8 protein-coding genes are annotated in these 13,656 nt (G+C 45.0%); 1 reads left to right on the top strand and 7 read right to left on the bottom strand.

Features of this window, described 5'->3' with window-relative positions:
• Nucleotides 1–9: 9 nt before the first annotated feature.
• The 3 genes from Q4592_RS02175 to Q4592_RS02165 all read right to left on the bottom strand — a co-directional run bounded on the left by Q4592_RS02175 (nucleotide 10) and on the right by Q4592_RS02165 (nucleotide 5,669).
• Nucleotides 10–2,865, bottom strand: coding sequence for a beta-agarase (locus Q4592_RS02175; protein ID WP_303509197.1), 2,856 nt, complete (start codon nucleotides 2,863–2,865; stop codon nucleotides 10–12).
• Between the two features lie 80 nt (nucleotides 2,866–2,945).
• The gene (locus Q4592_RS02170) at nucleotides 2,946–4,358 is read right to left on the bottom strand and encodes a carbohydrate porin (RefSeq protein WP_303509195.1); all 1,413 of its coding nucleotides are present in this window, start codon (nucleotides 4,356–4,358) and stop codon (nucleotides 2,946–2,948) included.
• Nucleotides 4,359–4,400: 42 nt separating this feature from the next.
• On the bottom strand, nucleotides 4,401–5,669 hold the full coding sequence (locus Q4592_RS02165; protein WP_303509192.1) for an oligosaccharide MFS transporter: 1,269 nt from the start codon (nucleotides 5,667–5,669) through the stop codon (nucleotides 4,401–4,403).
• Between the two features lie 441 nt (nucleotides 5,670–6,110).
• Between Q4592_RS02165 and Q4592_RS02160 the strand changes: the two genes are divergently transcribed.
• Entirely contained in the window at nucleotides 6,111–7,193 is a 1,083-nt protein-coding gene (locus Q4592_RS02160; protein WP_303509189.1) for a glycosyl hydrolase, read from the top strand.
• Between the two features lie 101 nt (nucleotides 7,194–7,294).
• On the opposite strand, the gene Q4592_RS02155 is transcribed toward Q4592_RS02160, so the two are convergent.
• From Q4592_RS02155 to Q4592_RS02140, 4 genes are all read right to left on the bottom strand, one after another.
• The gene (locus Q4592_RS02155; protein WP_303509186.1) at nucleotides 7,295–8,275 is read right to left on the bottom strand and encodes a LacI family DNA-binding transcriptional regulator; all 981 of its coding nucleotides are present in this window, start codon (nucleotides 8,273–8,275) and stop codon (nucleotides 7,295–7,297) included.
• A 98-nt stretch (nucleotides 8,276–8,373) separates the two neighbouring features.
• Nucleotides 8,374–11,274, bottom strand: a complete 2,901-nt coding sequence (locus Q4592_RS02150; RefSeq protein ID WP_235836159.1) for a beta-galactosidase — start codon at nucleotides 11,272–11,274, stop codon at nucleotides 8,374–8,376.
• A gap of 342 nt (nucleotides 11,275–11,616) precedes the next feature.
• A complete protein-coding gene (locus Q4592_RS02145; RefSeq protein ID WP_303509182.1) occupies nucleotides 11,617–12,624 on the bottom strand; it encodes an Ldh family oxidoreductase in 1,008 nt (335 codons plus the stop codon).
• Nucleotides 12,625–12,638: 14 nt separating this feature from the next.
• Nucleotides 12,639–13,655, bottom strand: coding sequence for a zinc-binding alcohol dehydrogenase family protein (locus Q4592_RS02140; RefSeq protein WP_303509179.1), 1,017 nt, complete (start codon nucleotides 13,653–13,655; stop codon nucleotides 12,639–12,641).
• Nucleotide 13,656: the final 1 nt, after the last annotated feature.

The following is a 13,656-nucleotide window of genomic DNA, read 5'->3' as shown; positions in this document are numbered from 1 at the left end:
TAATTGCGATTATTTCTTGTAACGAAGTTTATAAACGTCTTGGTTGAAAGTTTTAGCGGCATCAACCAATGGAACGTATGGGGTATCGGTCACTGATACAAAACCAACGTTGTAGTTTTCACCATCCCAAGCTCGACCCGTAGTTGGAGAGTCGATGTATTGGAACCAGTGAGCACCTACAAAGTAAGGATTGTCAGCAATACTCTTCATGTAGTTGGTATATTTAGCAGCGCGATCTTTCTGACTAGCTGCCGATACAATACCGCCATGGAATAAGCCCGAATCAGTAGAACCGAAGTGGAACTCACCAATAATGCTTGGCTTGTCTAGCTCGGCCAACTTGCTCCAATCACCTTTAGAGGTAAGGTCTTCGGCGTACAAGTTGTAGCTCATCACATCTACGTATGGTGCTGCACCTTTAGCGATTTCAGGAGTTACTCCCCAATCGGCAAAACGTGCGCCTAGGTAAAGGTGATTAGGCAGTACTTTCTTAAGCTCAGCGCGAACAGTTGAGAAGTATTTGGCAGAAAGCATTTCCAGCATTTCGGCATAATCTTTCTTCATGTTTTTGCTTAAGCGCGAGCGGTGGTCGAATGATTTCTCAAAATCAGCCCACGACGCCACTTTCACGCCCCAGCTTGAATTAAGATCTTCTACTGCCCAGTACTTGGTTTTTAGATGCTCTGTAAAGGCGGCTTTAGCAGGGCTTTTCTTAATGTCGTAACTTAAGGCATTTACCACTAAGCCATAATGGTTAGCATCGTTTTTGGTATTACCCCAGCTGATTTCGTTGTCGACAAATACGCCCATCATCCACGGGTCATTTTTATCTACTTCGGTCATTAGCTTTTTGGTCATCGCTTTCACGCTAACCACAAACTCTGGGTCAAATGGGTCGTGAATTGGGCCCCAGTAATCGTTACCGGTGCTAATACGAGCGTGGTCACCAAAGATCCAACCGTTTGCTGAGTACGCAACTTTTTTGTTGTCGTAGAACATTGGGTCAGCCCAGTTACCTAGCGTGGTGAAGCCCCAATCAAGCATGCGGTCAATGGTAATTTCTTCCCACACTTTTTCGGCCTCGGCAAAGCTACCACCATATTTACGCTGTAAGTTAGCGCCGTAGAAGCTAAACACTTCACCTTTTTTCAACGCACCAGAGTGCACCCAATTGGCGTAGTCATAGTTATCTGCAAGGGTGTCACCGTCTTCTGGTAACCAAGTAAACATTGAACGTCTCACTTCAGACGCTACCTCTTTACCACTGCGCTTGTCTTTATCTGCAAAGTCGTGACCGGTAATGGTTACCGTATCGTCCATGCGAATATTGTCTAAACCAGTAGCAAAGAACAGGTTACCTTGAGGGTCAACCAGCGACCATTTACCGTCTACTTTTTCAGTACGGAAGAAGCCCGTTGCTTTTAGTTTTGGACCATCGGCCCAACCACCATAAATACTACGACCTTCCATTTGGCTGCTTGATTTAAGTGACATCAACGACAACTTACCCATTACAGCAAGTTCTTCATCTTCTGTTACTTTCTTCGGCCAATCTGCACCCGTAAATTGACCGTATTGGTCAATCAAACCTTCATAGCGAGTTGTGTCTGCATCAATGTTAGGAATTAAACGGACACTTTTAATGGTAAATTCAGCATCTTTAGTCGGGTTTTGTAAATACAGCTGGAACGACACAATATTAGATAAGTTCAGGTTTTTCTCACCCCAACCGTAACTAATAGCCTGCGCGTTATAAGACTTTTTAGGTGGCTCTGCTCGCATCCCAGATACGATTTGATCACCGGTTTGTCCCAATGGTAAATAGAAGGTCCCGTCATCGCCAGGGGCTAAAGTGACATAGCTAGACATACTGTCGACTACGCCGTTTGCGGTACCGCCCCAGTTTTCGTTTTCGGCGTCATCAACACGCACAAACAACTGTAAAGGTTCATCTGTTTGGCTTTCTAAATCAAACGCCAAACTAAAGTCACCATGCTCACTCCAATCCCAAGGTTGAGGTGCTTTAAAAGTAATATTTGGGTAGGCATTTGACGCAGATAGCTTAACCGCTAACTCGCCGCCCATGTCAGTTTTAAGCTCTGTTACGGTGGCGGCAGCGCTACGGTCGAAGGCTACAAATGTAGGCTGGCCTTCATCAAAACTCGTAATTGAGGCAACCGTTGGGATAGGTCCCGTCACCATTACCGCTTGCCCAGAGGCTTCAATAAAGTCCCCTGTAGCATCCACTAAATCAAAGTTATCAATAATTACACTTTGTGCATCCATAGGGCCCTGCACAAAAATTTGGAATTCAACAATGTTGCGTAAGTTAAGCTTCTCACCGCCCCAGTAGCCATCTAACTTACGCTTGGTGCCGTTAAATAACATTTCTACTGGAACCGTTTCACCAGCAGGTACATTAACCGCATAGTTTAATTGGTTATCACCCGATCCCATCACGCCCACGTTGTCAGCCAATTTTAGAATAATGTTGACAGGGCTATCTGTTGGGTTGGTTAAGTCTAAGGTTAAGCTGCCTTTAGCATTCCAGTTCCAAAAGCCTGCATCAGGATGCACCTTAACATTTGGCCAATACTTAAATTTGTTGGCCTCAGAAACTGAATCAAAGTCGACTTTAAGTGCGCTTCCACCATTGGTAACACCTTGATCGGTGACCACTTGAGTTTTAGCATGATCTTTCTTTATTTTTTTGAAAAAAGAGGCTGATTCAAAATCAGGCACTGTACCGCCGACATCTTCAACGCCACCTTCGGCGTCGACAGAACTTGGGGTTGAACCACATCCGTACACACCCAGCATAGCGAGCGATAACAGAGCAGCAATTTTATTTTTTGTAAATTTCATAAGTTCTACCATTACGAGTGAGAGGCTCGCAGGCCTAAGCCTGCGAGCTCTAGTGCTAAGTGGGTATTACTGTGGTTGGCTTACCACCAAGTTTCGAATTGAGCACCCACTGTGGTCGCTGAGTTTTTACCTTTCTCAGTAACGTATGGGTTATGACGCCATTCATAACCTGGGTTCGTTCCGTCAATACTGTGGCGGTTGTTATAAACCGTAGTATCAGTATCAGATTGACCGTAGGTCACAAAGAAGCGCAATACAGGACGGTCCCAGAAAGTGCCACCAATATGCACGTTTTGCGATAAGGTCACTTTGTACGATGAGTTTGTACCACTCTCACCGTAGCCTTCGCGAGCATTAAGCTTAATTTGGTCGTAGCTTAACTCTAGGTCCGTTGAAAAACGGTCATCCCAAATGTAGGTAGGACGAACTGTAATGTTGCCCCAGTCAGATTTATCAATCGATACCGTGTTACGTTTTAAAGCTTCGTCATCAAACTTCTGACCTTCGTATACCAAGGCATATTGTACGCGGAACGAATCACCTAGCTCTTGCATACCTTGGAAGAAAGCACCAATCTGCGTAGACGGTGTGTCTAACCAGTTTTGGGTCATCGACTTACCAATGTTACTGCTGTAACGCACAACAAACTCGTTGTAGTCAGCCCATTGGCCTTGCTTAATGCTAAAGCCTGTTTGGTAGCTATTTGGCTGCTTATCTTTGGCAGTCATGCTGCCGCCTTCGCTCAATGTCGTATCAGAGCCAGCGTAGAAGCCATAGTTAAAGAATACCGAAGCCGCAATATTGTCGGTCACTTTCATATCATGCAAACGGGTATTTACTGAGTGGTAACCACCACGGTAGCCCGAGCGACCGCTGGTATCACATTCGTAAGTTGGATCCGTGGTTGAACAGAAGTCATCTCCATAAGTATCACCATTTTCTTGCTTAGTGATACCAAAGTTAAACTTGGCAAAACCGAAATCCCAATCATCGATACCCGCGCCCACACCATCGTTTTGTAGCATGTGATAATCAAGAATTTCTGCTTTATAACGTTGGTAGTAACGCTTACCTACCCAAATAACCGCACCAGGGCTTGATTTAAATACACCTTGGCCAGCTACCCACCATTCGTCCAAATTGAATTTCTCCATATTTGTCGCAATGTTGGTTTTGATTACCCAGTTCATGTCGTTTAACACAAGACCATAATCAACGTGGAATTCAGCAAAGTTACCTTCGTTACCCAAACGACCCGTTTGAGCGTGTGGGTTACCTGCTGTTTCAATAATATTGAAACCGTTGTTGGCAAGATCTGAACGCAGACCTAAAACTTTGTCTGTAGAAGTACCTGTACCGCCGCGGCCGTAACCCCAAAAGCGCGCGCCTTCTACAACTTGCGCACCTAAATAGTCTAAAGCAGACTCTTCTTGTGCGTGGGCCATACTGCAAGATATAGCCAAAGCAGATAGTGCAAAAATACGTGTTTTCATACGTTTACCTAACATCCTTATCTAAAATATAATTTTGATTACTTAAGCTGCTACTGTTTCTTGTTGATCTGTTGTAGTCAGCTTCTTGGTGGAACTTAGCGTGAACATTGCTAGCACTGTTGCCGCAGCAGCGAACACACCAAAATAGATATAACTGTGTGGGAATCCATGTTGGTCATACATCACGCCCATTACTGGCGCAGCAATCGCGGTCATTAAGTTGTTAACAACCTGGAAACCAAACATGTAAGTGAATGAATTTACTTTCTTATCAAACTGCTCAGCCGTGTAAGCAAACACCGACACAATGAGTAAGGGATTAACAATGCCGAACAGCAACTTGGCAACAATCGCCAAGTACAAGTTCTTCTCGCCAAGGCCAGCAAAACCAATCATTAACAAGAATGAAGTAATACCCACAGCGGTAAGAATTAAGCTACCTTTCGCGCCAATTTTACGAATAATGAAAGGCACACCTGCACTAACAAAGAACAGGAATACAGCGGTTAAGCCGTCCATATTTGAGCTAAAAGAAATGCCTTCTTCTTGGGTGGGGAAAAAGCTAATAAAGTAACGTGTGAACTGGCTCATCGATGTCCAGAACACCACCGAGATAGTGCCCGCGTAGGTCATGAAGGCCCACATTTTAGGGTTCTTCAACAGGCGAATAACGTCTTCTTTTTGAATTTTGTCTTGCGATATTACGTCGTTATCAACGTCTTCTAAGTGGCTAACTTTTAGTGTCCAAGCACAAATCAGCATCAACAGAGCAGCAATACTACAAGCGTAGAAAATAAAGTCAGGGTTGATGTTGTACAGGTAACCCGCCAATACTGCAGATACACCCCAAGCAGCAATACCAAAGCCGTTCACCAAACCGAAATCGTTTTCATGACAGCGTGCAAAACGGTCACTGTAAGACGCAATAACTCCGCTTCCTGCTTGGAACAACATGCCTAAGTAAAGCGAGCCGGCGACAATACCTAATACAAAGGTTGAATCGTTACCCAATAACGGGCCGTAAACGTAGATATAAAACGGGCCAATCAATAAGCTGAGGAAAGAGATAAAATAGATGAGGTGTTTTTTAAGGCCCAACTTATCAAGAATGTAACCAAAGGCCGGTTTAAATAATACCGCTATGCCCGTTTGCAAACCAAACAACACGCCAATTTGAGAACCGTCAATGCCTACCTTGTCATTCAACCAAACGGCGAATAAAGAGCCAGAGCTTAATGACCAGAAGAAATTGTAAAAAAAGTACATAAGGCAAACTTTGCCCATGGCGACTCGGTTAGAATCGGTTTTCATGTTTACTCCATTAACTTTGCGATAGCTACTCAATGCTAAAACCACACTGGTAAACCAATATCTAAATAACTGGAGTAATCGTACATAATGATCAACCAATTTAAAGTGACACCGCTAACATTTCGGTATAAATCAGTACTTTGGTTGGCAGAAAGTCATACCAAAACAACAATTGGTTAATAGGTTAATAGTGAGTTAAATGCATGAGCCCTTTGGTGGCGGGGCCCACAGGCCAATAAACTTGTCATACAAAACCTTTGCGTTTTTCAGTATGGCTATTATGAAAGGTTAAAAGTAAGTTCTTAAAATGTGCTTTTGGTCACTTTTCTTTCATATTGATCCGAGAGAAACAGCAAGTTAATGTACCATTAAGACAAATTGGTTTACCTTTCATACCAATATAGATTAAACACTTTAGATTAATGACGCATAGAGGTAGATATGTCAGGGATAAACAGCAAGCTAAGCTTGGCCAGTAAGCGCGCAATTGAACGCGGTTACGACAATAAAGGGCCAGAGTGGCTGATTGAGTTTGACGAACAAACACTAAAGGGAGACTTTGCTTTTGAAGAAGGCGTTATTCGCCGCGACCCCACTGCAGTAATAGAAGTAGAGGGTATTTATCATTGCTGGTACACCAAAGGTGAAGGCGAAACACTTGGTTTTACCGGCAACCCACAAGACAAAGTATTTCCTTGGGATTTAACTGAAGTGTGGCACGCTAGTTCTAAAGATGGCATCACCTGGAAAGAGCATGGTTGTGCTATTGCTCCCGGCGAAGCCGGTGCTTACGACGACCGCGCAGTGTTTACGCCTGAAGTATTAGCTCATCAAGGTAAGTACTATTTGGTCTATCAAACAGTACAAGCGCCCTATACCAACCGCCAGTTCGAAGAAATTGCCATTGCTTGGGCAGACAGCCCATTTGGCCCGTGGAACAAATCCCCAGCCCCCATTGTTAGCCCTGCTAAAGATGGCAAATGGCGTACCGAAGAAGACAATCGCTTTTTAGTGGAATCTAAAGGTAGCTTCGATAGCCATAAAGTTCACGATCCCTGCTTAATGTTTTTTAAAGGTGAGTTTTACCTTTACTACAAAGGCGAGACCATGGGAGAAGAAATGAACATGGGCGGGCGCGAAATTAAACACGGTGTCGCCATCGCTAAAGATATTCTTGGCCCTTATGTGAAATCTGAGTACAACCCTATTTCTAATAGCGGTCATGAAGTGGCGGTATGGCATAAAGATGGTGGCATTGCCTCTTTGATTACCACCGATGGACCAGAAAAGAACACCGTACAATGGGCAGCAGACGGCATTAACTTTGAGATAATGTCGCAAATAAAAGGCGCTCCCGAGGCATTAGGTATTTTCCGCCCTAACCAAGCCAGTGATATTGATTCACCCGGCTTGGAGTGGGGATTGTGTCACCAGTATGATGCCTCTTGGAACTGGAACTTTATCTGCCGTTACCGAGTGAAAAAACAAGTGCTCGACGCCTCAACCTATCAAAACTCGAACTAACAAAAACGGCCCACTTAATTGTGGGCCGTTTGTTTACATCTCAACATATCATCCTCTCAGTGAATCGCCTCGGCCAGTAATAAATGTGTCCATCAAACCACTTAGCCCGCAGCGCCTAAACCACTAACATACGAAAGTTCGTTTTCTGAATAACATGCTTCTAACTGGGCAACAAATGCTCCACGCACTTCTGCTTGCTCGGCAAACAAAAATGCCAAGGCTTGGCGTGCCATCGCCTCCACCGGATAAAACAGCGTACTGTAGCTGAGCTTGCCTCCAGGGGCATTGTTTGAAGCGCCGATAAACTCAATCTGCCGATTTAATTGCTCAGTTTGCTGTTGCACTTGTTGCCATATTGGCCAACTTAAACGGGGTGATAAACACACCAGCGCCGAGCACTTATCAGAACCAATAACGCTCGATATACAATCGCTAGGGTCATGAGGCAAACAGTTCACCGTGAGAGTTGCCTGGCTAAAAGGGCTGTCAATGTTGACTAATTGTGGGCCTATTTCCTGATACTGCTGCGCATCACAACATACCGTAATATACCTATGCCCGCGCTCAACCAAAGATGTAATTGCCAGCCATAAACTAGCGATCAAGTCTAAGTGCAAACACTGACTAGCAAACCGACTGACATAACGCTTAGCCACCAATAAACGGGGATGCAAGCGCATAAACTCAGCTAGGCGTTGTTCGTCCATATGCTGACTTTCAAAATATAAAGCCTGAACACCTAAAGCAAGATAGTTTTCTAACAGGTGAATTTCCTGAGCTTCTGAGTGCGCGCCAGAGGCTAGGTGCAATGGTTGCGATAAACTTGATGCTCTAGCAGAAAGATCTTTCAGTAAACTGGCACTGAGTGGATCTTGGATTGATTGCACAATCATCCCAGGTCCAGTTTGTGGATTAACGGTGAGGTTTTGCGCATGGTAATTAGGCACAAAATTTAGTGCTTTAATTGCCGCCATTACCTTGGCCACTTTAGCCTCACTCACCGGCGTATTTTTATTAATAATGCGAGATACCGTTGCTACCGAGACACCCGCTTTGTTTGCAACATCTACAATTGTGGTCATCTGCTTCCCTACTTCGCGCTTAGTTATTTATTTTTATAATCAAACAGATAAAACAAAAGACGAGGCCAGCTCGTCTTTTGTTAATCAAGGTTTTAGTGTTACTTAATAAGCTCCGGATAACGCTGCGAATACAGCGTTCGGTTTACTTCGGTTGCGCCTGCAACTAAGTTCTCGTAAGGAGAGTCAGCTACCGTAACAAAGCCGTTATTGTAGTTTTCGCCATCCCAAGCTCGACCAGTAGTTGGCGAGTCTAAATATTGGAACCAATGAGCTCCCACAAAGTAAGGGTTGGCAATAACGCTATCCATGTAATGGGCGTATTTCTCTGCGCGACCTTGTTGCGTATCGGCGGCAACAAGACCGGGGTGGAACATACCGCTATCGGTTGCCCCAAAGTGGAATTCGCCAATAATGCTCGGCTTGTCTAACTCGGCTAAATGGCTCCAGTCGCCCTTCGACATATCATTGCCGTATAGGTTGTAGCTCATTACATCTACATATTGAGCTGCACTGTTGGCCGCTTCTGGAGTAATTCCCCACTCAGTAAAACGCGCCCCCAAATACAAGTGCTCAGGCATTACCTGCTTCATTTGCTGCTGTACAATGGCAAAGTAACGGTCGGAGTGGTCGGCCAAGAACATACTGTAATCGGCTTTAATCGCGTCGTTCATTTCACCTTGATGTACATAGCCCTTAGCCAGCTCATCCCAAGAGGTAACTGCACTGCCCCACGCTTGGTTTAGTGCTGCGATATCTTTGGCATATTTAGCTTCTAATAAGTTAACAAACGCTGCTTTGGCATAGCTGTCTTTGGCATTACTCCGTAAAGCAGCAATCGCTAAGGCGTAGTGATTAGCCGCGAACTCGGTATTTCCCCAGCTCATTTCGTTATCAACAAAGGTGCCTATACACCAAGGGTCTTGTTTAACTTCGGCGGCCACTTGTTCAGCCATGGCTTTTACCGAGCTAACAAACTCTGGGTCGTAAGGGTCGTGCATCGGTCCCCAGTAATCATTACCGGTATTAATGCGTTGGTGATCGCCTACAATCCAGCCGTTGGCAACATAAGCCACTTTCTGGTTGCCATAAAAACTTGGATCGGCCCAGTTACCTAATGAAGTAAAACCCCAATCAAGCATTCGCGCTAAGGTGACATCTCGCCATACGCCAATCGCATCATCACGAGAATCCGGGGCGTATTTACGTTGTAGGTTAGCGCTGTAAAAACTAAATACTTCGCCATGCTCTAGTGGACCGGTGTGGATCATGGTGGAATATTGGTAATTTTGCGCTAGGGCATCACTGTACTTCGGCAACCAATTAAACATGCTGTTACGCAAATCAGAGGCAACCGAACGGGCGTCTTGATTATCGGTGTAACTGGCTTGCGAAATTTGACTGGGTCGCAAACTTAAGTCTTCAGACAACACCAAATCGGTAAAATTAACCCCGGTGGTAGTGTAGGTATCATCCATACGAATATTGTCTAAGCCAGTGGCAAAATATAAGTAACCACTTGGGTCAACCAGTGACCATTTACCGTCTACTTTCTCAGTTCTAAAATATCCAGTTGCGTCTAATTTAGGACCACTTTTCCAACCGCCGTAAGGCGTTCTGTCGGCCATAGGTTTGGCAGAGTCGATAAGCGCAACATCGGCTTTAGCATGCTTTTGTAATTCTTCTGCTGAATGAATTTTCTCGGCCCAGTCTTCATTAGTAAACTGGCCAAACTCATCCAACAAACCTTGGTAACGACTGGTATCGGCGCTAAGATTTGGCACTAAACGAATGTTATCGATGACCAAGCTAAGGTCGCTTTGTAGATCTTGCATGTACAGCTGAAAGCTCACAATATTAGCTAAATCTAGCTTGGCTTCACCCCAGCCAAAATTAATCGCTTGAGCTTGGTAAGACTTTTTAGGTGGCTCGCCACGCATGCCTGAGTCGAGGGTTTTGGCTAGCTCTTCAAGCGTAAAGTAGTAAGTACCCGCTTCGCCTGCAGGCAATTGCACGTAACCTGTTCGGCTATGGATTACGCCATTAGCGCTACCGCCTTGTTTTTCATTTACGTCATCATCAACGCGAATAAACAACTGCGCACCTGCGTCACTCAGGTTCTCCACGTCAAAGGCTAAAGTAAAGTCACCATGCTCAGACCAATTCCACGGTTTATCAGCACTAAAGGTCACGCTTGGATAAGAGGCATCGGCAGCATAATCAATTTTTAGACCTTTCCCCTCACCACGGCTTATTGAAGTAAGCTTGGTGCCATGGGTATTGCTGGCAATGCCTTTCGAACCATCATTAAAATCAGCTAGAGTAGCAATGGTTGGAATGGGCGCTGCAATCACTTCCGCTTCACGCGCCTCTGATTTAACAAAATCACCGGTGCGCTCAATAAAATTAATATCGTGAATAATCACTTCTTGCGCGGCGATAGGACCTACCGAATAAAACTGAATTTCGGCAATACTTTTTAGGTTAAGTTTACTGCCGCCTCGGTAACCCTCAATATTCATTTGAGTACCGTTAAACAGAAAATCAACGGTAGTGGTTTTGCCCGCAGGTAAAACAATTGGTAGATCAACTTGGTTATCGGCCGAGCCCATAATGCCAATGTTATCGCTCACCTTCATTTCTATGCGAACGTCTGCAGCACCGGGGTTTTCTAACGCGACTTTCAAACCACCTTTGGTATTCCAATCCCATGGGCCAGCTTTGGAATGAATTTTCACGTTTGGCCATTTTGATTGCGCCTCCGCTTCGGAGATCGCATCAAAATTCATTTTCAATCCGTCTTTGCTTTGCTCGGCTGTTTTCTCTACTACAGAAAACTGACTATGACTGTGGGTGATTTTTTCTAAAATCGCCGCTTCAGTAAGATTAAGCGGGGTTGCCGCACTAGTCATATCACCCGATGTATTCTCGCTGGCGCTCGACTGCTTAGTGTCATCTGCCATAACCTTTGAAACTGAAACCCCAGCTAGTACAACAGACACTAGGATTGCTAAATTGTTCTTTTTAAACAGCACAATATTTCCTCCCTAAAAGGATAACCAAAACCAATATTATTGGACAACCACTAAGCAATATTGGATAACCAAAATAAAAGTTAGCATACCAATTAGAATTCTTATGTGAGCTATAGCGGTATTTTGGCAACAGAGATAAAGATAAAAATTCAATTAAATCAGTAACTAAAGAGATCAAAAGTTCGCTGTAGTCAACGAAGAGCTACAGACATAAGGAAGGAAGAAACCTAGGCACTTGCGGAACCATTGCAGGATAGTACCTAGGCTAGTAGCAACACAGAGCGACACTATGCTGCTACCTTTACTGGTTTAGCTCACTAAGTAATCGTGAACTCCCTTGGCAACAGGGATCCCGTTACGATCACACTCGGCGCGATATGCCACTTGTAAATCGTTCGGTGCAAGCACTTTATCAACACCAGGTACTGGCGGAACTTCGTGCAACTCTTTGACCATTGCAGCCATCATCACTGGGAACAACGCGTTACCCAGTTTAGTTGGGTCAATCACAATCACTAAGCTGGCCAGCTTACGCATTTTGTCATAATCATCGTACATACGAACAATATGGTTACCGAAGTTAGCCCCCATCAACATGCCCGTTAGCGCATCAATAGCTAAGGCAATGCCAGAGCCTTTATGGCCACCAAATGGCAGCAAGTTGGCCACTTTATGAGGATCGGTTGTTTCGTTGCCTTCGGCATCAATGGCAAGGCCTTTACCGATCGATTGACCGGTTTCTTTGGCATGCAATAGCTTGCCATACGCGGTGGCACTGGTCGCCATATCAATAATCATTGGCGTAGAACCCTCTACCGGGAAACCAAAGGCAATTGGGTTGGTCCCCAAAAACTTGGCCGCTCCGCCATGCGGGGCAACACATGTGTCGGTTTGCGTCATACCAATGGCAATCATACCTGCGCTTGTGGCTTGCTCCATAAAGTATGAAAGCGCACCACAATGCGAGGTATTCTTGACACTTACAAAACCTAATCCGGTATCAGAGGCTAGATTTATGGCGTGTTTAGTGGCAGCGATTAACGCCGAATGGCCCATGCCATCATCTGAGTCAAGTACCGCCATTGAGGGTGATACCTGTTCAATCGAGAATGTAGCGGCGCGATTTAACCCGCCTTTGGCTAAACGCTGACAGTAATGCTCTACTCGCATAACACCGTGTGAATGCACACCGGTAGTATCTGCGTGTATTAATACTTCGGTGACTTCCTTGGCTGTTTGCTCGTCAAGGCCTGCTGCAATAAGTTTGTTAAGCGCAAGTCCTTTTAACTCGGCTTCCTTTACGTGTACTGTTGTCATAATTACCTGCGCGACTAAAAGTTGATAACGCCTTTAATAAGGCTTGAGTTGTTTACTACATCCTGTTGGTAAGAAAGGCCGACAGTGTCGAAATCATAATCACGGTTTTTCATGATGTTTTCGTCAATTTGGCCTTTGCTCATCAGCTCAATCACTCGCTCAAAGTCTTCGCGGGTTGCATTACGACTGCTTAACAAGGTGGTTTCTTTTTTGTGGAATGTTGGATCGTCGAGTACTAAATCACCGATATACAAACCAATAAATACGATTTTTCCGCCGTGGCGAATTAGCTCAACGCTGCGGCTCATAGAACCTTTATTGCCAGTAGCATCCATTAAGGTACAAGCTAATTTGCCACCAAATGCCGCTTTTAGATCCTCAACATAGTTCTCTGCTAGCGGGTTTAAGGTTTTAATGCCAAGCGCTTTTTCTACATGTGCGCGACGCTCGTCACTCACATCGGCTACAACTACTTCAGCGCCGTTCGCCTTAGCAATGGCTGCTGCCGCTAGGCCAATTGGGCCTGCGCCAACTTGCAGAACACGTTGTCCCGCTTTTACTTCAGCACGACGCACCGCATGGGCGCTAATCGCAAAACACTCGATCAGTGCGCCTTGGCTATCACTCACTTCTTCTGGCAATTTAACCAGGTTGCTTTCTAATACACTAAGGTACTCACTAAAGCCGCCATCTTGGTGAACCCCATATAAAGAGACATTTTCACAGCAGTTAGTTTTACCTTCTTCACAGGCGGCACACTCACCACATGGAATACAAGGGATCACAGAAAATCGCTCGCCCGCTTTGGCGCTAGAACAATCACTGCCAACCGCTTCAACAATGCCACTAATCTCGTGGCCTAATACGCGAGGATAACTAAAAAATGGCTGACGGCCGGCAAAGGCGTGAATGTCGGTACCACAAATACCCACGGCTTTTACTTTTAACAGTACTTCGTTAGCGCCGACAGCCGGCTTTTCACGCTCAACGTACTCAATAGAGAACGGTTCGTTACAGATTAGTGTTTTCATG

This window comes from Agarivorans sp. 1_MG-2023 (assembly GCF_030548385.1).
GTDB lineage: Bacteria > Pseudomonadota > Gammaproteobacteria > Enterobacterales > Celerinatantimonadaceae > Agarivorans.
The sequence above is the reverse complement of the archived record's forward strand: the minus strand, read 5'-3'. Positions and strand labels throughout refer to the sequence as shown.